Source organism: Pseudomonas fluorescens (assembly GCF_001623525.1).
Lineage (GTDB): Bacteria > Pseudomonadota > Gammaproteobacteria > Pseudomonadales > Pseudomonadaceae > Aquipseudomonas > Aquipseudomonas fluorescens_Q.
The window spans coordinates 2058479-2082196 of record NZ_CP015225.1 but is presented as its reverse complement, the minus strand read 5'-3'; the positions used below and the strand labels follow the sequence as shown (position 1 = coordinate 2082196).

Genomic DNA, 23718 nt, shown 5'->3' with positions numbered 1-23718 from the left:
AAGAGTGCGATGTACGTCAAAGCAGTCTTAATCGCTGGGCAATCTGATCGGCGACCCAGTCCAGGGCCTGGTCACTGGCGCGCAATGTCATGAATGTCATGAATCCATGCATCTGCCCCTCGAAACGTCGGTGGCTGACCTCGATACCGGCCGTGCGCAGGCGGTCGACGTACGCTTCGCCCTCTTCGCGCAACACATCGAGTTCGGCCGTGATCACAATCGCCGGCGGCAGCCCACTCAGATCGTCAGCCGCAAGCGGGGAGGCGTTGGGTTGAGCGCGCTGACTGGGCTCATTCAGGTAATGGTTCCAAAACCAGCGCATGTCCTCATGGGAGAGCAGCAGTTGGCGGTCCGTGGCCTGATAGGCAGGCGAGTTGAGGTTCGATTGGGTGACGGGATAGATGAGAACTTGGATGTCCCAGCGGGCCAACTCGCTATTCATTGCCCGTTGTGCAGAGGCAGCAGCCAGGTTGCCGCCGGCGCTGTCACCGGCAATGATCAGTGGAGCCAGGTCTGAGCCGGTCAACCGATGGCGATGGTCATTTATCCATTGGTGAGCAAGCTCTACGTCCGACAAGGCCGCTGGATAGGGGAACTCGGGGGCCAGGCGGTACTCAAGCAGTACCACGGTACAAGCGGACTTCTGCGCCAGCACGCGGGCAAAATGATCGAAGTCCTCCAACTCACCTAATACCCATCCGCCCCCATGCAGATACAGCATCACGCCGCAGGTCGACTCGCTGGGAACGTAAACACGCAAACGCGCCGTTGCCAACTGAACATCTTCGATGCGATGCATCGTCGGGCCCTGCATGACCGAGCGCCCAAACTTCATAACGCCACGTGCTTCGGCAGGTGTCATCTGATGAATCGGCTTCAAGCCAAGTTCAACCAGCGTGTTGATTAATTTAACGGATTCAATATCCAGTGGCATCGTGAATACCTCATAAATCGATGGTCGCGTAAACGGTTGCGGTAACTGCACGGCTCATCGCTTGGATTAACTTCAAAGCGAGCCAGTATTGACAACGCGCCAGATGTGCTATGGCTTTGCCAGGCTCTCGTTAAAAGTGAATTGGTGAATGAAAGAAGGCGAGTTGCCAGCGTAAATTGCTGCCAACTGCGTACGTGCAGAGCAGCGTCGGTAGCCGGTTTTGATCGACGCAGGCTGATGGTTGTAAATATTTACAGCAGCATGAAGTGAAGTCTGCATCGGAGTGGAGACGGACTGTAGTTTCATAATATGTGCCATTTTTTTTGTTTTTGGACGCCCTACATTAGTCATTGGCGGCGCAACACAACAAGGCCTGTCTTGGCGAAATTACTGTTCGTGAATCACGAACAGTTCTGCAGGCGGCTCCAAGGAAATGTCCTGCTTGCACCGTGCGTCAGCGGCTAGTAACGCAGGCATTCAGGCTACTGGAGACGCCCCCCGGTGGTGCGATAGCCCGATGCTTGCTGCAATAAATCAACAATTCATGTTCAGCGTTATTTCGCTGTGATAGCCTTTTCCGAGCCCGGTCGATATACATCGGCGTAGGAGAATAAAAATGGATCGTTTGCTTAGCACTGAAGCTTTTGTGCGTGTCGCTCGAACCGGTAGTTTCACTAAAGCCGCTGAACAGCTCGGCGTTACCCGCTCGGTTGTCACGCTCCGCGTGCAACAACTGGAGAAGTTCATTAATGCTCCCTTATTTCATCGAAGTACACGACAAGTAAGGTTGTCCGATGTGGGGGAGTTGTATTATCAGGAGTGTGCGGACGTCATCGCGTCATTTCACGGTTTAACTGAAAAGATGCGTTATCAACGCTCTAATCTCACCGGTCAGTTGCGCGTGCAGGTATTGCAGGGATTTGCAATTGGCCATCTTGGCGCACTATTGGCCAAGTTCACCAAGCAGTACCCGGATATCGATTTTGATGTGGTGGTCAATGACCGTGTCATCGGCCCCATTGAGGAAGGCTTTGACGTGGCCTTCCAACTATTTCCGGCCACCACGGAGCGGGTTGTCGTCCGAAAGCTGTTTACTGTTCATCGCTTGTTTTGCGCTGCGCCGGAATACCTGGAGCAACACTGCGCTCCGGAGCATCCGTTGCAATTGCACGATCACCGCATTGCCCTGTACGGTGGCTATTCATCACGAAACCGTTGGCAATTCAATCAAGGGCGCGACTCTCTCGACATTACCTTGCATGCTCAGATGCGCTCATCGTCGCTTCATCTGATACGCGACTACGCACGGAGTGGGGCGGGTATCACTTGCCTGCCCACACTCATCGTGAGTGATGATGTGATCAGTGGCAGGCTGGTTCCGGTGTTGAGTCAGTATCGATTGCCGACGCTGGACTTCGTGGCCATTTACCCTCAGGCACAGCGTCAAGCATTGAAAGTTGGAACGTTGATTGATTTCTTGGCGGAACACATCGGCCCCTCGCCAGATTGGGATCAGCCTTTGATAGAAAGGGGATTGATTGGATAAGAAAAATGGGCCCTCCGCTATCCTTCTTCTTTATAGCGCATCAAAGATACTGCGCTGCGTTCGATCAATCTGGCTTGTTCCCGGGCAGATGAGTAGGCAGTAGGCTCTGTACAGCAGCGGCTCTTGATAGGGTTGTTGACGCCGGCACATTCGGCACCCTGACCACCATCGACATGAACACTCGCAAGGTTGCCTGGCAAGTCCCGGTCGGCACCGTCGAAGACACCGGTCCCCTTGGGATCCATATGCACCTTCCGATCAAGGTGGGTCTGCCAACCCTTGGTAGCACGCTATCGACGCGTGGTCGCGTAGATTGGCAGGATCAGTGAGTGGTCGGTCAGGGGTAAATCAGTTTGTAAAGGTGCTCAGCACTCTGAAGACCCTACAAACACTCCTTTATTTTCCCGAATCTCCACTCCAGTCAAGCCACGACTTGAGCTGCTCTGGAAGCCCAAGGGGTCGCTGTCCTTGCTGGCATCGAAGGAGACAAGCTGCTAACGGTGTCGAGCCGATGAATCTGCTCGGCTGACAGTTCAACCGACAGGGCAGCGAGGTTGTCGGCCAACTGCTCGACCGAGCGTGGCCCGATGATGGGCAACGACCCGTGCGTGCCGGACCAGGCGATGGCGACCTGACCGGGGCTGACGCCCAGTTCGTTGGCGATGGCGATAACCGTGTCGAGGACCTGTGTACGCTGCTCGCTATTCTCTGCCTGGAACACCTTGCCACCGAGGCCCTCGGCGCGTCCTTTCTCGCCCTTGCGGTACTTACCGGTCAGCATGCCTCCGCCGAGTGGCGACCAAGTGACGATACCCAATCCCAACGCCTGCGAAGCCGGGAACAGATCAGCCTCGGGCTCGCGGTGGACCAGGCTATGCTCGAATTGCGCCGCAGCGATCGGCACCGAGTGGGTGAGCTCGGCAAGGGTGACGGTACGCGATAGCCGCCAAGCAGGGAAGTTGGAGAGGCCGGCATAAAGAATCTTACCCGCGCGGGCGAGATCCTCGAACCCACGGACGATTTCTTCGGTGGGCGTGACATCATCCGGCCAATGCGCCCAGTAGAGATCGATGCGATCGGTTCCGAGTCGCTTCAGGCTTGCCTCTACCGAGGCCACCATGGCTTTACGACTATTGCCCGTGACGAGGCGATCGGCATTTGGCTGCGCGCCTTTGGTGTACTTGGTCGCCAGGACGAAATTCTCGCGTCGGCCCTTCAGAAGGGGCCCGAGCAGCTCCTCGGATTGTCCGAACTGGTAGATATCGGCCCCATCGATGAAGTTGCCGCCGGCCTCCGCGTACGCATTAAAGATTGCCGTGCTGACATCGGGATCCGCGCCGTAGCCCCAGCCTGTGCCAAAGTTGCCTGTCCCGAGCGCGACCTGGGACACACTCAGTCCTGTTTTGCCGAAGGATGCATATTTCATGTTTTCACCATTGATCAAGTCGGGAAGATATTGTCAGACAGTGTCGGCGCAAAGGCCTGGGCGTCGCAGTGTTTCACGGGTAACGGGTGCGCCAGGATCGATCTCAGCCTTGGCCATGAAAGTTCCCCTGCGTGGCTGCGGGGTGATCGAAGATCAGGCAGGTGGTCGTCGCGTGCGCGTACAGTTTGCCGTCGGGGCCAATGATCCGGCCCTCGGCCGTCGCCACAGTACGCCCCGCATGGATGACCTTGCCCTCGGCACGCACCAACGGGACCTGGTCGTTCAAGGGGCGCACCATGTTGACCTTCAGCTCCAGCGTGGTGTAGCCCTTGCCTGCGGGCAAGGTCGAGTGCACCGCGCAACCTACTGCCGAGTCGAGCAGCGTAGCGAACCATCCACCGTGGACGGTGCCCAGTGGGTTGTAGTGCCTGCGCTGTGGGCGACCTTGAAAGACGGCAATGCCGGGCTCCATGTGAATCGGCACGAAATCGAGCGTGTCGCCGATGGGTGGGGGAGGCAGTTCTCCAGCAAAGATTGCCTCGAACACTTCCATGCCTGTTCGATTGGCGATCTGATCCTGCGGCGCGGTATCGGCGACCAGCAAGCGCGCACGAACCGATTTTTCCTCCGCCTCCCAGTGAGCGACGACCTGATCGACTTCCATCAGCATTTCCTTTTCTTTAGATAATTGCATATGCAAATATTGCAGGTACAATATACCCCATGAAAAATACTATCAAGCCACAGGGCTGCACCAATCTGAAGCTGCGCCAGCTCAATCGCATGGTGACGCGTCACTACGACCGCTACGTCGCCGAGTCCGGCCTCAAGAACACGCAGTACGCACTGTTGTCGCATGTCGTCAGGCTGGGGCCTATCCGCCCGAGTGACCTGGCCAGGCAAATGCAGATGGATAATTCGACCTTGACTCGAAACATGCAGTCCCTGACCACTCAGGGGTGGCTGGAGATTGGTGCAGGAGGCGATGCTCGCAGTCGCCTTGTCGAAGCGACCGAGGCTGGACGCGTAAAGCAAGCCGAAGGCCAGCGGGCCTGGAAGGAGGCACAGCGCGCGCTCAATGGTCTACTCGGCGTGGAGCGCGTGGCTGTATTGCACGAATTGCTCGACGCATGCATTGCGAGCCTTGACGACGATCTTGATGAATCCCCATCAGAATGACTCGCCAGCAGCTTCGCAACGGATAACGTGAGTGTGTTTGACGGATATCCCATCTCGAGTGTCAGGACCCAATTAGAGCGAGTTCAAACCCTCATGAATTTTCTGATTCTCTCGCCGCACTGATCAGCTCGGATCATCCCAGGCTTCGCATCCAGTTTGACCAGGCCGTCCTCCATGAAAACCACCCTGTCGGAAATTGACATGGCGAAGTCCATTTCATGGGTCACGATCAACATGGTCATGCCTTCTTTTGCCAGGTCGCTGATCACCTTGAGCACATCGCCGACCAGTTCCGGGTCAAGGGCTGAAGTAGGCTCATCGAACAGCATGATGTGGGGATCCATCGCCAATGCGCGGGCGATTGCCACGCGTTGTTGCTGACCGCCCGACAACTGATGCGGATACTTTTGCGCGTGAGCCAGCAGTCCGACCTTGTCCAGCAGGGCGTAGGCGCGCTGCTCGCTGATGGACTTGTCGCGGCCGTGATAACGCGGCGCGAGGGTGACGTTGTCGAGAATGGTGCGGTGGGGAAACAGGTTGAAGCTCTGAAACACCATGCCGATGCGCTGCACCCCGTGGCGGACTTGTTGCGTGTTGGTGTTGTCACCGGCGTGGATATAGCTTTCGCCGAACAGAATGATCTCGCCCTGGTCGATGCTTTCCAAAGCGTTGACGGTCCGAATCAACGAGGTTTTTCCCGATCCCGACGGACCGATAATGGAAATCACCTGACCTACGTTGACGTCAAGGTTGATGCCCTTGAGCACGGCGTGCTGGCCGTAGCGCTTGTGAATGTTGACCAGTTGCAGGGCGGGTGCCGAGCCAGGCCCTGACGCTGTGTGAGCGTCTGCAGAAGAGGGCGTTGCCTGTGACGCGCGTAGACGCCGCAGGCTGATGTCATCCAGCGTTTGTGGTTTGCGGTTGTTGAGCTCCAGGTGTTGCTCCAGCCAATGAAACAGCCAGCCGAGCACGGTCACGATCAGCACGTAATACACCGCCACGGCCGACAGGGTTTCCATGACCAGGAAGTTTTGCGCGTAAAGGCGCTGGCCCACGGTCAACAGTTCGGTCAAGGAAATCACCGAGACCAGCGAGGTCAGCTTCACCACGGTGATGTATTCGTTGATCAGTGTCGGCAGGGAAATGCGGAACGCCTGTGGGATGACGATCAGGCGCTGCAGGCCGATCAGGCCGATGCCCAGTGCACGGCCGGCTTCTTTCTGGCCTTTGGCAACGGATATCAAGCCGCCACGATGAATTTCCGCCATGTACGCCGCCTCGGTCACCACCAGCGCGAACAGGCCGGAATAGAACGGGTTGGACAGTACGCCACGGGTGATCGGGAACATCTGCGGCAAGTTATAGACGAACACCACCAGTACCAGCAGCGGCACGCTGCGAAAGAACCAGATATAAACCGACGCCGGCACGCTGATCCAACGCGTGGCCGAAAGCTTGGCCGAAGCCAGCAGGAAGCCCAGCAGCATGCCGATGAACCAGGCCAGCGTGCTGAGTTCCACCACCGTAATGCAGGCTTTCCAGAAGTCCGAGACCGAAAACAGAGAAAAAAAGTAGGGCCATTCAAATTGCATGTGTACCTCCAACTGCTGGCGTCGACGGAGGCTTCACCTATGCCGGGCAGTCAAGCGAAAGCCGCCGACTGTGGGAGCGGCCTCGCTCCCACAGGGCTGCACTGAGTCAGTTAGTCGGTTCTTCCAGGTTGTATTTCTTCAACAGGGCGGCGTATTCACCTGACGCTTTCGTCGCGTCAAAGGCCTTGAGTAGCGCCTGATAGAGCGCGTCGTTGTCTTTTTTGACGTAAATACCCAGTGTCTGTTGATAGATCGAGTGCTCGGTGCTGATCACAACCCGGCCTTTGGTACGTTCCGCGATCATGCCGGCGGCGCCGTCGATCTCCACCTGAGCCTGCACGTTGCCGGAGAGCAGCGCTTGGGTCACTTCAGGGGCGGACGGAAATTCGCTGACCATGATCGCGCCCTTGTTATTCGGGGTGCAGTAATCGGTCGAGAGTTTGTTGAATTGCGTCACCCAAGTGGTGCCTTTTTCCAGGCCGACCTTCAGGCCGCAGAGGTCTTCCGGTACTTTCGGTTTCAGCGGGCTGTCCTTCAGCACCATGATCGCTGCGCCGGTCTTGGCGTATGGGATGGTTTGCGCTTGAGTCTGCCGTTGGGGCGTGATGTACATGCCCGAGATGATCGCATCATAGTGACCGGCGTTCAGGCTCAGCAGCAGGTTGGAAAATTTGGTGTCAACGAAGTCGGCCTTGAGGTCCAGATGTTTGGCGAGTAACCGCGCCAGTTCGGGGTCGGAGCCGACGACATTTTTTTGTTCGTCGTATGATTCGAAGGGCGGATAGGTGATTTCCATGCCGACCTTGAGTACGCCGGGTGTCACCGTCGTCGCTGCGTGGGCTCCTGCCGCACCGAGGATCGCGAAGGCCAGCAGGGACAAGCGGACAGCGATATTCATTGGATTGCGCATCATCGGTGACTCCACGTCGAAAAAGTAGGATTGGACTGGTTTTGAAACAGGGCTGTTATGGAACGGGTCGGGGGCATCAGGACGCTTCCTGCGCCTGGTTCTTCAAGTGACCGAAGCTCGATGGCTTGCGTGCGCGCTCATACAGCTTGAGTTCGCCGCGTTCGACTTTGCGGCGCAGGTATTGATAGGTTTGCAACGCTTGACCAAACATGTGCTCACCGATGGTGATTTCCTCGTAATCCTTACCGCCTTCAAGAAACTGCGGCAGTGGCTTGATTTGCGTGTGGAAGTCACACGCATAGAAGAGTGGGAACGAGTAGCGCTCTTCGCTGACGCTTCGCACTCGGTGAGCCGTAGCGACGAATGTGCCTGCGGTCATGACCTCCAGCATGTCGCCGATGTTGACCACAAAAGTACCGTCCATGGGCGGCGCATCAATCCATTGCCCCTGGTCGTTCATCACCTCGAGGCCTGGCTTGTCGGCAAGCAAGATGGTGAAGCACTCGTAGTCGGTATGCGCACCAATGCCGGGCGCGTCTTGAGCAGTCATATCAAATGGGTAATGGATCAGGCGCAGCTTCGACGGTGGGCGAGTCACCAGGGCCTCGAAATAGTCTTCCTCCAGGCCCAATGCAAGCGCGAAGCCCTTGAACAAGCGACGACCTAATGCAAACACCGCGGCGTAGTAAGCTTCGACGGCGGGACGGAAGCCCGGCAAGTCTGGCCATTCGTTGGCCCCGATCAATGGCGTGCCGGCAATGACCAGCGGATCGTCTTCGCTCACTTCGAAACCGATATCGAAAGCCTCCTTGTGATCCGGTTTGCCTTTGGCATAGACCTCTTCACCTTCAGGCACAAAACCCTTGTGGCTGCGTGAAGTACCGATGTAATGCTGCATTTTGTACTCAAGCGATTGGGCAAACAGGTCCTTCGCCGCTTGATGCAAGCCGTCGATCAGTGACGGCTCGATGCCGTGGTTCTTGATGTACAGGAAACCGACTGCGCGGGCGGCCTTACCCAGTGCTTCGGCCACCGCCTGGCGCTGAGTGATGTCGTCGCTGTACAGCCCGGCGATGTCCACCACCGGAATGCGATTGAAGTTGGCGGTCGTTGGTGTTTTGTCAGGCATGAGGCAGCGCTCCTTATCGGGTTGAGGTGCAGGCGAAACGCCGAAAATGCTCGCGCTCGGTGTTTGCCATCCACACGTTCAGCGACCACAGATCGGCCACCGGCACGTTGGTGAAGGGCAGGTGATGCAGATAGCCGTCGGCGCCGAACTCCGGTGTCAGCGTGCTGACCTGATACCCGCGTTTTTCCTGGGATCGCCAGATGGCCTCCCAATGTTGCTGATGGAAGGCAAGCGCTTGGCTGTACTCGGGGGCGGCGGGGTGAGGCACTTGCGGTCCCTGGTCATAACCGACTCGGGCCTGGATATGGTGAACGCGTTCGACGAAGGCGCTGAGGTCGTCTTCCGGATCGTTGAGCAGGCGTTCGCAGGTGACGACCCAATGACTGATGTCGCTGGTGAAGCGCAGGTCCGGCAGTTGACGAATCAGCTCGAGGGTGACCCAGGGGTTGAATAACGAGCGAGCGCGATGGGTTTCGAAGGTGCACACCAGGCCATGCTTGCGCGCGACGTCCATCGCGCGGCCAAAGAAGTCGACTTGCTGTGCCAGTGGCCAGCGGTCGTTGCCAGCCAGCAGATTGACGAAGCGCGGTGACAACTCAGCCGCCCAACCGAGTTTCTTATCGAGGTCCAGAAGGTGTTCGTCGACGGTTGCCGACTGTTCCGGTAGAACGTCGTAGGCGCTGAAGACGGTGCTGATATAGCTGACTTTGTTGATGCGTAGAAAGGCTGCGAACTCGGCGCGTTCGCTGGCGGTCATGGGCAGGCGGGCTTCCATGCCATCGAACCCGGCTTCAAGCAACTCATCGAGCGCTTGTGCCTTGCTCGCGGTGTAGCCCCACAACGTTCGGAATATTTCCAGCTTCATCGATCGACTCCAAAGGTTCCTTCGCATGATTGACACGGCGGCGTTGCGGCGCTAACCGAAACGCACAACGAACGGCAGTGACAATCAGAAAAGGCAAGCTTCGGGCCGCATCTCTATGGAAAGGCTCCTTTGTTGCCGCAATAGTAGGGAGGGGCGGTTGGCGGAAAGAATAGGGAAGCGCAAAAAGATAGTTCAGAGATTTCTAAACTATTGGTCAATGGCCGCGCCCCTGATCGTCTTCACGCCCATGATGTCGATTGAGGTCATTTTGTGTGTCACGACAGGCGTGTCATTAAGCTGCGGGGCGCCGGATCACCGATAGCATGCGCCCTTGCAAAGATGAAGAATCTTTTGCTCTAAGGATAAGGTCTGCTGAGTAAAGAGGTCCGGTCGAATTGATCATATAAATCAGCGAACATTTTTCCGTGCAAATAGTGTTTGTATCGCTCTCGGTCGAATCGAAGTTGCCGCATTTCTTTTTCCTTACTCGGTGGAAGAGCCAGGAATGCACCCTCTTGCAATGGACCTATAGCGTGGGCTTGTAGCAATTCATCTAGCCCATCGATACTGGTTTTTGAACCGACGAAGTCAGCACCTTGTTGGGAAAACAGATCGTAACGTTCATGTAGCTGGAACATTCGCAGGGTATTGACTGACTTGGCGCAGGTAGGGTCATAGGTGATCCGAACTTTCAACTGATCTTTGATGTTTTCGAAGTCGCTTACAATGTCGACTATAGTGCTACCCGGCTTCTCGCAACGAAAATGCAGGGATTCCGAGTCGAACAGAGGGTGCAAATAGGAATGGTCGCCTGTATCCTCGGCGCCCTTCAGGCGAGAGTTACAGATCGAGCAGCTGGGAATGAGATTGTGCAAAGCCAATGCAAGATACGGGTAGCGATGCTGAGGATAATAATGATCCAGGTCTGGCCTGATGCCTTTCTCTGCTTCCTTTGTGGTGAGCATGTAAGCGTGATGACAATAGGGGCATATTTTGTAAGTGCTGCTTTTGCACAGTTTGTATGCTGACCAGCAATGTACACGCTTGGAAGTGAATTTTTTGTAATCGAATGTCTTTCTTAGAAAGGAATCCAGTACGGAGCGTTCGTGTCGAGAAATCTTTCGCTTCAGTTTCTCATAATAACGGATGGAGGACTGCAGTCCGCTCGGACTCTTAGCGGTCAACTGGATTCTGAGGAAATTCAAAAATTGCGTGGCGGGTTTCTCGATAGATGTTTTTTTGAGCGACTTTATTCCTTCGTTGATACATTTTTCCAAATAGCGATTGTGCGAAGCGTATGCCGTTTTCCAGACGTCCGATATATTGATCAGCATTACGACCGCTCCTTGTTCAGCAGATAATCAATTTCCCTTGAGATGATAGGGTCCTCGACGATGCTCCGGACATACCTGTCTCGCTCCGTCATTAGGCCTTGGGCGGCATTGTGCAGAGTCTTATTAATTTCTCGGATGGCAAATGCGCCCATCGAACGGGCACCAAACGAGCGGTTTAATACTAGTTGCATGGGGGCGCCGAAGGATGGCTGCGGTTCATCACTGTCAAAAGTCGCAACGAACTCTCGTGGCACATCAGTAGCCAGTAGAGGGGAGTGGGATGCCAGAATCAATTGTAGGCAATCGATCTGGAGCTCCTCCTTGCATTGGCTCAAGAAGTCGTTGATTTGATAGATATATTGCCGTTGCCACTCCAAATGTAAAAATGCGTCGCCTTCATCGATCATTACCAGTAACTTGCGGAACCCACGGGTTCGCAATTCCTTCAATGATTCGTACAAAGCGATGATTTGTTGCATGATCGCCCATTGTCCTGAGCTGATATGAGGATACCCAAGTCGACAAAGCTTGAACGCTTCCAATCGTTCGAGTCTGACACGTTGCTCTTGGGTAATCAGGGGCCGAGTGTAGATTAGAACATTGCTGCTACTGCCTGGTGCTGGTTCGAAGTGCTCATGCCTAAGCAGGTATTCGGTCATTTTGGCAAGTTGGCGCAGTTCAGGCAGACGTGGATCATCTTGCAGCGAAGGTAAGAACTCAAAGTCCAGATATGTTTTGAGAAAGCTGATGACCAAAACGATACTGGCTTGGCGCTTCTCCAGTAGTTGGGTGACTACAGCAAGGCAAGCAAAAACCTGATGTGCCGTGGCGCTTTGGTGTAACTTGCGTAGCAGTAATTCAACGAGGGTCTGAAATTGTTCGGTATAGCGGGAGTCTGCAAGGTTGTATTCCGACTGGCTGGCTTCAAACTCCGAGACATTATCAAATATTCGTTTGCGCTCTTCGAGTTCGGCGAAATTAAAAGCATCGAGAATGGCAGCGGTACGAAACTGCCGGTTTTTCAACAATGCTTCAGCTAACAGTCGAGCAATTTTGCGGTATTCCGCTCGCAATGTAGCGGTCAACTCTACGTCGAGGCCGAAGGCAGCCAGAATGTTAGAGTAGCGGTCTAGATTATTGAGATTTTCCACTGGACGCTTTGAGGCGTTGATGAAGTTTTTGGTACTGCGAATGCTTGGCCTGTTTTGTGCGGGCGTGTAGTACAGGATTCCCCAATCGTTTAGCTGCTCCGGTGTGGCCAGGCGTTCGGTGCTGAGGATAATCTTACAGGGTTCGTCCAGTGATTGATTGCGTCTTGTGCCGAAAGCTTCAGCGATTTCTTGCAAGGTTCGAGTCTTGCCGGATCCATTCTTGCCAATGAGCAGAGAGATCGAATCGATGTCAAACAGGTTGAGAGCGCTGCTTCTTAGGTTAAGGGTTTTTCGCCCGGTCAATATTGTCCTGATCATGTGCTGGAGTCCATTGTGAATGCCGTCGATTAGAAGCCGCTCAAACTGGCAGAATCGGCTATTGCCAATTCGTGAATAGCGCCTACGCGCTACACCTGTGCCGCCACTGTAGCGCTACTCGCTACATCTGTAGCGTCTTTCATGGATGAATAGCGCTTCGCCCCATCCCTGAATCCCATCAAATCAAGCTGTCGGCCCTATTTCAAGTCAGTGGCATGGTCATTGCTCCTTCACGGGTGCGCATCGATATGACCGCGCCACTAATAAGAAAAGGACTACGCCCATGAGACAGATTGGCCATGCCTCGTTTTCCGGTGTTCGATCTACCGTCGCCGGTATCCCTCTGAAATCCCTGGCCGGCGCTTTGCTGTTGAGCCTGGCCACTGCGTCCGCCTTGGCTTCTGAGACGCCAGCCAATGTCGACAGTCAGCGACTGATTGCGGCCGATAAAGAACCCGGTAACTGGATGAGCACCGGACGGACCTATGATGAGCAGCGCTACAGTCCGCTCAAGCGGATCAGCGATCAGAACGTCGGTCAGCTTGGGCTGGCCTGGAGCTACAAGCTCGATCTGGATCGCGGTGTCGAGGCCACGCCGATCGTGGTCGATGGCGTGATGTACACCACTGGGCCGTTTTCGGTGGTGTACGCGCTGGATGCCCGTAACGGTAAATTGATCTGGAAGTACGACCCGCAATCGGACCGTAACCGCGCGGGCGAAGCCTGCTGCGACGCGGTCAACCGTGGCGTGGCCGTGTGGAAGGGCAAGGTCTACGTGGGCGTGCTTGACGGGCGCCTGGAGGCCATTGATGCCAAGACCGGTCAACGCGCCTGGTCGGTCGATACCCGGGCCGATCACAAGCGCAGCTACACCATCACTGGCGCGCCCAGGGTGGTCAACGGCAAGGTGGTGATCGGCAACGGCGGCGCGGAGTTTGGCGTGCGCGGTTATGTCACCGCCTATGATGCCGAGACTGGCAAGCAGGCCTGGCGGTTCTATACCGTGCCCGGCGACCCCAAGCTACCACCGGAAGACAAGGGCATGGCCATTGCCGCCAAGACCTGGCATGGCGACGCGTTTGTCGAGCAGGGCGGTGGCGGGACGGCCTGGGATTCGTTTGCCTTCGACCCGGATTTGAACCTGCTGTACATCGGTGTCGGCAACGGTTCGCTGTGGGACCCGAAATGGCGCAGCCAGGCCAAGGGCGACAATCTGTTCCTGTCGTCGATTGTCGCGGTCAACGCCGATACCGGTGAGTACGTCTGGCACTACCAGACCACCCCGGGTGACGCATGGGACTACACCGCGACCCAGCATATGATCCTCGCTGAACTGCCCATCGACGGGAAACCGCGCAAGGTGCTGATGCAGGCGCCCAAGAACGGTTTCTTCTATGTGATCGACCGCGCCACCGGCCAGTTGCTGTCGGCCAAGGGCATCGTGCCGCAAAGCTGGACCAAGGGCATGGACATGAAGACCGGTCGGCCAATCGTCGATGACGAGAACGCTGCGTATTGGAAGGACGGCAAGCGCAAGCTGGTGACGCCGGCCTTCTGGGGAGCGCATGACTGGCAGCCAATGTCCTACAACCCGAACACCGGGCTGGTGTATATCCCGGCCCACATCATGTCCGCCTACTACGAGCACATTCCCGAGGCGCCCAAGCGCAACCCTTTCAAGAGCATGTACCAGTTGGGCCTGCGGACCGGGATGATGCCGGAGAATGTCGACGGCCTGCTGGAAATGGCCAAGGGCTGGTCGGGCAAGCTGATCGCCTGGGACCCGGTCAAGCAGCAGCCGGCCTGGGAAGTGCCCTACGTAACCATCTTCAATGGCGGCACCTTGAGTACCGCCGGTAACCTGGTATTCGAAGGCAGCGCCGATGGCCGGGTGATCGCCTACGCGGCCGACACCGGCAAGAAACTCTGGGAGCAACCTGCGGCCAGTGGGGTGATGGCAGCACCGATCACCTACAGCGTCGATGGCGAGCAGTACGTGACGTTCATGGCCGGTTGGGGCGGGGCATTTTCCACCTTTGCCGGCGCCCTGTCGCTGCGTGCCGGGGTGCAGCCCTTTTCCCAGGTGCTGACCTACAAGATTGGCGGCACCGCCAAGTTGCAGGAACCGGCGCCGCGTCCCGACACCCCGAAACCACCCGCGCTGAGCACCGACACCGCGGCCATCGAGGCCGGCGGCAAGCTCTATGACGGATATTGCTCGCAGTGCCATGGCATCCACGCGGTCAGCGGCGGCGTGTTGCCGGATCTTCGCAAGCTGACGCCGGAGAAACACCAGATGTTCCTCGGCATCCTGTTCGGTGGGCGTGTGCCCGATGGCATGCCGTCCTTTGCCGATGCTTTTACCCCCGAGCAGGTCGACCAGATCCATCAGTACCTGATCAAGCGGGCCCACGACCTTCAGGACGAAGGACTGGCCTGGAAAAAATTCAGCGCCAAGCAATAAGCCTCCGGCCGGCCGGTAGCCTTGCCGGTCGGTCGCACATCCTCGACAGGAGAGACGCGGATATGAGTCACATCATCTACCAGAACTACATCGCCAATGCCTTTGTCGCCAGCGACGAGCATCTTGAGGTCCATAACCCGGCCAACGGCCAGTTGCTTGGGCGCGTGCCCCAAGGCAGCACCGCCGAAGTCGAGCAGGCCATTGCAGCCGCGCGCCAAGCCCAAAGGGCCTGGGCTGCCCGCCCGGCTATTGAGCGTGCGGGCTATCTGCGCAAAATTGCCAGCAAGGTGCGCGAGCACGGCGAGCGCTTGGCTCGGACCATTACTGCCGAACAGGGCAAGGTCCTGGAGTTGGCGCGGGTCGAAGTGAATTTCACGGCCGACTACCTCGACTACATGGCCGAGTGGGCGCGGCGCCTGGAAGGCGAAGTGCTGAGCAGCGACCGGGCCGGCGAGAGCATCTTTTTGCTGCGCAAACCCCTCGGCGTGGTCGCTGGGATTTTGCCGTGGAATTTCCCGTTCTTCCTGATCGCCCGCAAGATGGCGCCAGCGCTGTTGACCGGCAATACCATCGTCATCAAGCCGAGTGAAGAAACGCCGATCAACTGCTTCGAGTTCGCTCGCCTGGTGGCCGAGACCGATCTGCCCGCTGGCGTCTTCAACGTGGTTTGCGGCACTGGCGCAACGGTCGGCCATGCACTGAGCGGTCACCCGGGCATCGACCTGATCAGCTTTACCGGCAGCGTCGGCACCGGTTCGCGGATCATGGCCGCTGCGGCACCGAATATCACGAAACTCAATCTGGAACTGGGCGGCAAGGCCCCCGCCATTGTTCTGGCTGACGCTGACCTGGACCTGGCGATCAGGGCCATTACGGCCTCGCGGGTGATCAATACCGGGCAAGTGTGCAACTGCGCCGAGCGAGTTTACGTCGAGCGCAAGGTGGCCGATGCGTTTATCGACGGTATTGCGGCGTCCATGGCGGCCACCCGGTATGGCGACCCTCTGGCCGAACATGGGTTGGACATGGGGCCGCTGATCAATCGCGCGGCACTCGACAAGGTGGCGCAAATGGTTCGGACCGCGAGCGGGCAGGGTGCGCAGATTATTACCGGCGGCGCGGTGGCCGATCTGGGCCAGGGTTTCCACTACCAGCCAACCGTTTTGGCCGGGTGTTCCGCGAAGATGGAAATCATGCGCAAGGAGATCTTTGGTCCGGTGCTGCCGATCCAGATTGTCGATGACCTCGATGAGGCGATTGCGCTGGCCAATGACAGCGAATATGGCCTGACCTCGTCGATCTACACCGCGAGCCTGAGCGCTGCCATGCAGGCAACCCGCTTGCTGGATTTCGGTGAGACCTATATCAACCGCGAGAACTTCGAAGCCATGCAGGGATTCCACGCCGGGACGCGCAAGTCAGGCATTGGCGGCGCCGATGGCAAGCACGGGTTGTACGAGTACACCCATACCCATGTGGTGTACATCCAGGCGTGACAGTTCCACCGCCATCAAAAAGCGCCCAGGCCGGATTGACGGTCTGGGCGTTTTGCATAGGGGATCAGAGACGGTCGTTGGGTTGCACCAAACGTTGCTTTTTCATCTGTCGATAGAGCGTCGAGCGAGCGACCCCCAACTCGGCGGCTGCCGCGCTGATGTTCCACCGATGCCGGCGCAAGATCTCCAGCAGATTCGACGCGGGTGGTTCGCTGCCCACGGACGGGCTGGCCAGCCGGGCATACGCGTCGCCCTGCAGCAGTTCGGCGGGGAGGCAGTCGACATCGACATTGCCGTCCTCGGCCATCGCCACCGCGTAGCGCAGGGCATTGATCAGTTGGCGGATATTGCCGGGCCAGGACGCCTCCAGCAGGCATTGGCGGGCCTGGGCGGTGAGCTGCACACCCTTGGCTTCGGCTTGGCTGTCGAGCAGACGCTGGATCAGTTGCGCGCGGTCACTGCGTTCGCGCAAGGGCGGTAGACTGAGGTTCATGCCGTTGAGGCGATAGAACAGATCCTCGCGAAAGTGTTTGTCGCGCAACATACCTTGCAGGTCTTGGTGCGTGGCGCAAATCACCTGGATGTCCAGTGATACCGGCATTGGAGCACCGATGGGGCTGATCTCCCGTTCGGCCAGTACGCGTAGCAGACGGGTTTGCAGATGGGCTGGCATATCGCCGATTTCATCGAGAAACAGCGTGCCGCCATTGGCCAGTTCCAGCTTGCCCTTCATGCCTTTTTTATCGGCACCGGTGAAGCTACCGCCACGGTAGCCGAACAGTTCACTCTCGATCAGGCTCTCGGGGATTGCCGCGCAGTTGAGTGCGATAAAGGGCTCGTCCCGACGCGCGCTGGCCTGGTGAATGGCTCGCGCAAAAGCCTCTTTGCCAGTGCCTGTCTCGCCGGTGATCAGGATGGCGATGTCTTTGTCGATGACCTTGTGCAAGCGGCGCACGGCCTGCTGTAGCGTCGGGTCATCACCGGCCAGTTGCTCCAGATCGGGGTGGCGGGGCCGCTGTGCCTTGGCCGGCGCTGGCGCCAGACGGTGATCGCTCGAGGGGATGCGCAGGCTCAGGTCCAGCAGCGCTTCGTCATGCCGCGCACGCAGGCGCAGGCCGCGGGCGCCGCCGTTGGTCAGGCGCAGTAGCTCGTTGACGCCCATGGGCAGCAGTTGCTCGATAGGGCCGCCCAGCAGATGTGGGCCATGGGCCTGGTCATGGGCAACAAAGGCCGCGTGATTGGCACCGATCACTCGACCACTGTCATCCAGCGCCAGCAATTGCTCGTTGGCGAGATCGGCAATCTCGTCGATGGGCTTGAGCGATAGGGTCAGCCGATCGCGGTAGTTTTGGCGAAAGTGTGCGTTCTCGATCAAGCGGGCATACAGGATCACCAACTGCAGGGTCAGGTATTGGCTTTCCTTGGGTCCATTGCTGTTCAGGCAAGTAGCGTTCAAGCAACCCTGCAACAGGCCCTGGGCGTTGAAAATCGGCGCAACGGAACAGCTCAGGCGAGCATTCGAGGTGAGGAAGTGCTCCTCGCGGTGGATGATCAAAGGCTCGGCCGCAGCCAACGTGGTGCCAATGCCGTTGGTGCCGGCGATGGACTCGTCCCAGCGCGCCCCGACCACCAAGCCCGAGCGGACATAAGGAACAGGCTGGTCGGGCAGGCGGGCATCGAGGGTGATGCCGTGTTCATCGCTGAGCAACACCGCGAAGCCGGCCGGTACCACGCGCCGGGCCAAACCGCTGACGCCCTGGCTGGCGATATCGAGGTACTGCTGGTGTCGTTGCTGATGCTGGCGGATGTCTTCGGCGCAAAGAACATCCAGGCGCGCGGACGAGGAGGGATCGAGTCGATGTTTTATGACGCTGCGATACCAGGACTGGGCAATCACCCGGTCCGGCCTGATTCGCCGCTCAGGGAAATGCTCGTTGACGAAGGCAGCGAGTTCGCTCGGATGGGGCTGCGCGCTATGCCGAGTCATGGGAGGCTCCGTGTAGCGTGCCGCTTCAGAGGGCGGGCACGGCGTTATTGTTATAGGTGCGACGAGCCACGGCCGTCAGGGCTTTAAGATAGTCCCTGTTCGCGGTTGACGCTATGCCAGGCCACATCTCAAGCACCCGGAAGGATTGAGTGACGCCACCGCTTACATCCGGTGATGCTCCAGCAAGAAATCCACGAACAGCCGCACCCGCGCCGGCATTGCCGAGCCCCCCACGAACACCGCATGGATCGGCTCTCGGTCGCCTGGGTTCCAGGCTTCCAGCAGCGGTATCAGGTCGCCGCGCTGCAGGTCCTCGCTCACGGTGAACTCGCCGATACGGGCAATGCCGGCACCGACTCGCGCGAATTGTGCCAACGCTTCACCACTGCTGCATTCGATGTTGCCGCTGACCTTCAGGGAGAACTCTCGTCCGTCGCGGATGAATGGCCAGTTGGGTTCGGCGCGCCGAAAGTTGAAGCGTAGGCAGTTGTGCCGTAGCAGGTCCTCCGGTTCCACCGGGGTGCCATGGCGCTGCAGATAGTCGGGCGATGCCACCACGACCTGGCCGGTGTCGCCGATCCTGCGCGCGGTCAGCGGGCTGTCCGGCAGATGGCCGAAGCGCACCGCCACGTCGGCCTGGCCACCGAGAATGTCGACCACTTCGTCGCCCAGGGTGAGGTCGACGACGATGTTCGGGTAGCGGGCGCTGAATGCCGCCACCAAGGGAACGATGGCCTGCCGCCCATGGCCAAGGGCGGCGCTGACCAGCAATCGGCCCCTGGGTACGCCCTGGTCGGCGATGGCTTCTTCGACCTCGTCCATGTCGGCCAGGATACGCCGGGCGCCGCGCAGGAACGCCTCGCCCTCGGCGGTGAAGGTGATCGCTCGGGTGGTGCGCAACAGCAGGCGGGTACCCAGGCGTTGTTCGGTACGCGCGATGATCCGACTGACCGCCGAGGGTGTCAGCCCCAATGCACGCGCGGCGGCTGACAGGCTGCCTTCCTGCGCCACGGTGGCGAACACGCTCATTTCACCTGATCTGCCGTTGAAGTCCATTTGTGCCTCTTGCGCAAAGGTGATTGCCAGAAATGTTATCTACCGCCTGAAAAGACGGGATCGTAGCATTCGCAGCATAGATGAGGAGCCTTCCATGCGTATCAATCCACCACTTGTTGCACTCGCCATTGGTGCCTTTGGCATCGGCGTGACCGAGTTCGCCCCCATGGGCATGTTGCCGGGCATCGCTGCGGACCTCGGCGTTTCCATTCCCGCCGCCGGTCTGTTGGTCAGTGCCTACGCCCTGGGCGTACTGCTCGGCGCGCCGTTGATGACCCTGACCACCGGCAGGATCCCCCGGCGCTATCTGCTGATCGGGCTCATGGCGATTTTCACCCTGGGTAATCTGATGTCAGCCCTGGCGACCGATTACTACAGCCTCATGGTCGCCAGGGTGGTGACCTCACTGAACCACGGTGCGTTCTTTGGCGTTGGCTCCATCGTCGCCGCCAGCGTGGTCGCTCCGGAGAAACGTGCCGGGGCGGTGGCGGCCATGTTCATGGGCCTGACCCTGGCGACCATCGGCGGCGTGCCGCTGGCCACCTGGTTTGGTGAACTGTTCGGCTGGCGCACTGCATTCTGGGGTATCACCGGCCTCGGCGGGCTTACCATGGCCGCGTTGTGGTTCGCCTTGCCCAACCTGCAAATGCCGCAAGGCGTCGGTGTGCTGGCTGAAATTCGGGTGCTGGGCCGTGGCCCGGTGCTGGGGGCGTTGGCCCTGACCGTCGTCGGCTCGGGGGCAATGTTTACCGTCTTCACTTACATCGCACCGATCCTCAGCAACGAGACCCACGCATCCACCGCTTACATCACCGCCATGCTGGTGCTGTTCGGTGTGGGATTGACGCTGGGCAACATGTGGGGTGGCAAGGCCGCCGACCGCTCGATAGACCGCACCCTGATCGTTTCGCTGAGCGTGCTGATTCTCGTCTTGCTGGCGTTCACCGCGCTGATGCGTTGGCCACTGCCGGCCGCCGTGGCCATCCTGATATGGGGTATCGCCAGTTTCGCCCTGGTGCCGCCGCTACAGATGCGCGTCATGGAAGCCGCCAAGGACGCGCCCAATCTGGCCTCGGCGGTGAACATCGGTGCCTTCAATCTCGGCAACGCGATAGGTGCGGCGCTGGGCGGAGCGGTGATCAATGCCGGGTTGGGTTATCCGGCGATTTCCCTGGCCGGAGCGGCGATGGCGGGTCTGGGGCTGCTGATGGTGTTGGCTTTTGCCTGGCGTTCCAGAGCGGCTGCAACGGCGGTTGCGTGACGATGCTGTGAGGGGGACTGTTAGTCCCCGTCGCCTCACGCGCCTGCTTCGCCAGCGTGCGGCCAAACAGCGACGGTCTGGCATCGACCGTCACTAAGGAGGGGGGCTGGAAACGATCAGGATTCAGGCGAGAGCAAGCCGGCTGTTTCACCGCCATCGACCGTGAGGGTCGTACCGTTGACATAGCTTGCGCCCGGTGAAAGCAACCAGCAGATGGCCTCCGCGACTTCCCTGGCGGACGCCAGGCGTCCTTCCGGAATCCTGGCTGTCAGTGCTGATAGCCGGGCTTCGTCATTGACGATTTTATCCATCATGCGCGTGGCGATCTGTCCGGGGCAGACCGCGTTGAAACGCACCTGCCCACCGTATTCCAGGGCCAGCGCCTGGGTCAGGCCGAGAAGGGCGGCCTTGCTCGCGCAGTAGGTGGCAAGCCCTTGCTCTCCGGTCTTTCCAGCGATGGAGGAGACGTTCACGACAGCGCCCCGGCCTGCGATCAGACCCGGCAACGCGTGTTTGGTGTAGAAAAAGACCGAGCGGGTATTGACGGCGAATAGCGTGTCCCACTCCTGTTGGGTGGTCTCAATGAACGCTTTGCGCCCCGACATGCCTGCGTTGTTGACCAGCCCCGCCAGCTTGCCGTTGCCCAATTGCAGCGCTGTTGCTACGACGTTGCGGCACTCGTCTTCATTCGATACGTCGCCCGCGACGAAGGTGCAGTTGGGCAGGCTTGCGGCCAACTGGGTGCCTGCCGACTGGTCGCGTCCGGTGAATACCACCGGATGGCCGAGGCTGGCCAGTTTTTCCACGGTTGCGGCGCCGATGCCCTGGGTCCCGCCTGTGACGATGTACATGGATGTTGCTCCTGAAGGTATTGCCGGCTCATGCCAGGCCGGCTGCTGTGAAAGCGTTCGTGGCCGCTGGATATCAGGCTACCGATTGATTCAATGTTCTGCTTGAGCGCATCGAGAGCCAGGTCGTGGTCAGCAGGCCAGCTAGGCCCACGACCAGCAGGAACGATGACATCGCGACAATCGATGGATCGATGGTGTCACGGATGCCGTCGAACATTTGCCGTGGCAGCGTGCGTTGGCCGGGGCCGCCGATGAACAGCACGACAACGATTTCGTCGAAAGACGTCATGAAGGCAAACAGCGCCCCCGAGATCACCCCCGGTGCAATGATCGGCAGGCCGACATCGATGAACGCGCGCACGGGCGATGCCCCTGACATTGCCGCGGCCCTGAGCAGACTCATGTCCAGGCCTTGCAGGCTGGCGGCGACGTTGATCAGGACGAAGGGGGTCGCCAGTACCGTATGGGCCAGGATCATCCCGGTCAGAGTGCCTGTCAGGCCCAACTGTCCAAACAGAAAATACATGCCCAGCCCGGAAATCACCGGTGGAATGATCATTGGCGAAATCAGCAGCGCCAATACGTGGGTGGCGCCGGGCAGGTTGCGTCGGGCGAATGCCAGCGCCGCGAGTGTCCCCAGCAGCGTGGCCAACAGCGTCGCGGCACAACCGACCAACAGGCTGTTGCGCAACGCCTGAAGCCAGGGGCCAGCACTGAAGACCTTCTCATACCAGCGCAAGGATAGCCCCGGCAGGGGATAGGACAGGAATGTGCCGCTGCTGAACGATATAGGCACCACGGCCAGCAAAGGCGCGATCATGAATACGATCATGACGATCCCGAACAGGCGCATCAGATGGCGACCAACGAAACACAAGGTGAAATGATTCATAGGTTTTCCCGATTATTTGAGTCCGGCGATCTGGCGAATGCCCACCAACCGTGCAGCGACCAGGTAGATCGCCATGACGCAGAGGATCAGCACCAGGCCCAGTGCCGAGGCCATGCCCCAGTTGACTGTGGTGTTGGTGTAGAAGGCGATGAAATAGCCGAGCATCTGTTCCCGTGCGCTGCCTACCAGAGTGGGCGTGACGTAGTAGCCAGCCGCGACGATGAATGTCAGCAGCGTGCCGGAGCCGATACCTGTGAGCGTCATGGGCAGGTACACGTGCAGGAAGCCGCGAACCGGATGAGCACCGAGGGATTGCGAGGCGCGCATGTAGTGGGCCGGAATGCCTTTCATGACGCTGTACAACGGCAGCACGGTGAAGGGCAGCAGGATATGGACCATGACGATGTAGACCCCCAGGGCATCGAAGATCATTGGCAACGGTTGCTCGATCAGCCCCAGTTTCAGCAGAAGGGTGTTGACGATACCTTTCTCTTGCAGCACCACGATCCAGGCTGTGGTCCGCGCCAGTAGCGACGTCCAGAAGGGCAGCATCACCGCCAGGATCAACAGCATCTGAAAGGGGCGGGAAGCTTTTACCAGCAACACGGCGAAGGGAAAGCCCAGCAGCAGGCACAAGACGGAGACGACAAAGGCTATCTTCAACGTCTTGAAGGTAAGGTCCAGATAGACCCGTTTGTCCGGGGCCACGCGCTGGATGCCGTGGGCTGTTCGCTCAAGATCAAGGGCGCTGAGCAGGTAATAGGACGTGTAGGCCGGTGACGCCCGTTCGAACGCCTGCCAAAGCTCTGGCGTGGACCAGCGTGGGTCGATGGCGGTCAGGCGCGCACGCGATGACTCACCGCTGACGGGTTGCTGTTTGGCGGGCCACTGGTAACGGCGGGCAGTGGCTGTAATCAGGAAACGGTAACCACTGTTTTCGTAGTTCATGCGCCGTGCCGCTTCACCCATGACGCCCATATTCTCGACGTGGATAAAGTCCTGCTCGATCGCCTCGAACACCGCATCGCCCGGCAGGCCTTGAGCATCGCTGGGGGGTTGCTGCTCCAGTACCTGGACCGTGCGAGGGAAGGCCTGGATCAGCTCCGGGTTACTGACGGCGCGATACAGCATCATGCCGATGGGAAGAACGAAGAAGACAGCGGTGTAGATCAACAGGGGTAACAACAGCAGCACAGAGACGAGACGTTTTTGTCTGCTCGACTTCTGATGAGCGCTTGCTAGTGAATCCAGCGCAGGGGCGGACATATCGACTGACCTCGGAATTCGATATCAGCGGCTTCGCGTGAACGAAGCCGCCATTCAGGCA

Annotated in this window: 19 protein-coding genes; 5 read left to right on the top strand and 14 right to left on the bottom strand. The window is 58.6% G+C overall.

Annotation, left to right across the window (positions count from 1 at the left end):
- Window positions 1-16 precede the first annotated feature (16 nt).
- Window positions 17-934 (bottom strand): alpha/beta hydrolase, encoded by a 918-nt coding sequence (locus tag TK06_RS08835; protein ID WP_063321765.1) that lies wholly within the window; start codon window positions 932-934, stop codon window positions 17-19.
- A 616-nt stretch (window positions 935-1550) separates the two neighbouring features.
- Between TK06_RS08835 and TK06_RS08830 the strand changes: the two genes are divergently transcribed.
- On the top strand, window positions 1551-2480 hold the full coding sequence (locus TK06_RS08830; RefSeq protein ID WP_063321764.1) for a LysR family transcriptional regulator: 930 nt from the start codon (window positions 1551-1553) through the stop codon (window positions 2478-2480).
- Between the two features lie 421 nt (window positions 2481-2901).
- Here the strand turns inward: TK06_RS08830 and TK06_RS08825 are convergent, their stop codons facing one another.
- Window positions 2902-3906: an aldo/keto reductase gene (locus TK06_RS08825; RefSeq protein ID WP_063321763.1), complete on the bottom strand. Its 1005-nt coding sequence runs from the start codon at window positions 3904-3906 to the stop codon at window positions 2902-2904.
- Between the two features lie 103 nt (window positions 3907-4009).
- Window positions 4010-4570: a PaaI family thioesterase gene (locus TK06_RS08820; protein WP_063325110.1), complete on the bottom strand. Its 561-nt coding sequence runs from the start codon at window positions 4568-4570 to the stop codon at window positions 4010-4012.
- A gap of 59 nt (window positions 4571-4629) precedes the next feature.
- Between TK06_RS08820 and TK06_RS08815 the strand changes: the two genes are divergently transcribed.
- Window positions 4630-5085, top strand: coding sequence for a MarR family winged helix-turn-helix transcriptional regulator (locus TK06_RS08815; protein ID WP_060742910.1), 456 nt, complete (start codon window positions 4630-4632; stop codon window positions 5083-5085).
- Between the two features lie 83 nt (window positions 5086-5168).
- On the opposite strand, the gene TK06_RS08810 is transcribed toward TK06_RS08815, so the two are convergent.
- The 6 genes from TK06_RS08810 to TK06_RS08785 form a co-directional block, all read right to left on the bottom strand.
- A complete protein-coding gene (locus TK06_RS08810; RefSeq protein WP_063321762.1) occupies window positions 5169-6677 on the bottom strand; it encodes an amino acid ABC transporter permease/ATP-binding protein in 1509 nt (502 codons plus the stop codon).
- Window positions 6678-6783: 106 nt separating this feature from the next.
- Window positions 6784-7587 (bottom strand): ABC transporter substrate-binding protein, encoded by an 804-nt coding sequence (locus TK06_RS08805; protein ID WP_063325109.1) that lies wholly within the window; start codon window positions 7585-7587, stop codon window positions 6784-6786.
- Between the two features lie 76 nt (window positions 7588-7663).
- Window positions 7664-8716, bottom strand: a complete 1053-nt coding sequence (locus TK06_RS08800) for an isopenicillin N synthase family dioxygenase (protein WP_063321761.1) — start codon at window positions 8714-8716, stop codon at window positions 7664-7666.
- 13 nt (window positions 8717-8729) lie between these two features.
- On the bottom strand, window positions 8730-9581 hold the full coding sequence (locus TK06_RS08795; RefSeq protein ID WP_063321760.1) for a sugar phosphate isomerase/epimerase family protein: 852 nt from the start codon (window positions 9579-9581) through the stop codon (window positions 8730-8732).
- A 356-nt stretch (window positions 9582-9937) separates the two neighbouring features.
- Window positions 9938-10915 (bottom strand): hypothetical protein, encoded by a 978-nt coding sequence (locus TK06_RS08790; RefSeq protein WP_063321759.1) that lies wholly within the window; start codon window positions 10913-10915, stop codon window positions 9938-9940.
- Window positions 10915-12384, bottom strand: coding sequence for an AAA family ATPase (locus TK06_RS08785; protein ID WP_063321758.1), 1470 nt, complete (start codon window positions 12382-12384; stop codon window positions 10915-10917). The genes TK06_RS08790 and TK06_RS08785 overlap by 1 nt, the downstream gene beginning before the upstream one ends.
- A 283-nt stretch (window positions 12385-12667) precedes the next feature.
- Here TK06_RS08785 and TK06_RS08780 point away from each other — a divergent pair, with 283 nt between their 5' ends.
- Both TK06_RS08780 and aldA read left to right on the top strand, forming a co-directional pair.
- Window positions 12668-14848, top strand: coding sequence for a PQQ-dependent dehydrogenase, methanol/ethanol family (locus tag TK06_RS08780; protein ID WP_063321757.1), 2181 nt, complete (start codon window positions 12668-12670; stop codon window positions 14846-14848).
- A gap of 62 nt (window positions 14849-14910) precedes the next feature.
- Window positions 14911-16344, top strand: a complete 1434-nt coding sequence (aldA, locus tag TK06_RS08775; protein WP_063321756.1) for an aldehyde dehydrogenase — start codon at window positions 14911-14913, stop codon at window positions 16342-16344.
- Window positions 16345-16408: 64 nt separating this feature from the next.
- Here the strand turns inward: aldA and TK06_RS08770 are convergent, their stop codons facing one another.
- Entirely contained in the window at window positions 16409-18331 is a 1923-nt protein-coding gene (locus tag TK06_RS08770) for a sigma-54-dependent Fis family transcriptional regulator (RefSeq protein WP_063321755.1), read from the bottom strand.
- A gap of 162 nt (window positions 18332-18493) precedes the next feature.
- The gene (locus tag TK06_RS08765) at window positions 18494-19387 is read right to left on the bottom strand and encodes a LysR family transcriptional regulator (RefSeq protein ID WP_063321754.1); all 894 of its coding nucleotides are present in this window, start codon (window positions 19385-19387) and stop codon (window positions 18494-18496) included.
- A gap of 94 nt (window positions 19388-19481) precedes the next feature.
- On the opposite strand from TK06_RS08765, the gene TK06_RS08760 reads away from it, so the two are divergent.
- On the top strand, window positions 19482-20648 hold the full coding sequence (locus TK06_RS08760; protein WP_063321753.1) for an MFS transporter: 1167 nt from the start codon (window positions 19482-19484) through the stop codon (window positions 20646-20648).
- 116 nt (window positions 20649-20764) lie between these two features.
- On the opposite strand, the gene TK06_RS08755 is transcribed toward TK06_RS08760, so the two are convergent.
- The 3 genes from TK06_RS08755 to TK06_RS08745 all read right to left on the bottom strand — a co-directional run bounded on the left by TK06_RS08755 (window position 20765) and on the right by TK06_RS08745 (window position 23585).
- Window positions 20765-21499 (bottom strand): SDR family NAD(P)-dependent oxidoreductase, encoded by a 735-nt coding sequence (locus tag TK06_RS08755; RefSeq protein WP_063321752.1) that lies wholly within the window; start codon window positions 21497-21499, stop codon window positions 20765-20767.
- Between the two features lie 73 nt (window positions 21500-21572).
- Window positions 21573-22391: an ABC transporter permease gene (locus tag TK06_RS08750; RefSeq protein ID WP_063321751.1), complete on the bottom strand. Its 819-nt coding sequence runs from the start codon at window positions 22389-22391 to the stop codon at window positions 21573-21575.
- 12 nt (window positions 22392-22403) lie between these two features.
- Window positions 22404-23585, bottom strand: coding sequence for an ABC transporter permease (locus tag TK06_RS08745; RefSeq protein ID WP_238992601.1), 1182 nt, complete (start codon window positions 23583-23585; stop codon window positions 22404-22406).
- Window positions 23586-23718 lie beyond the last annotated feature (133 nt).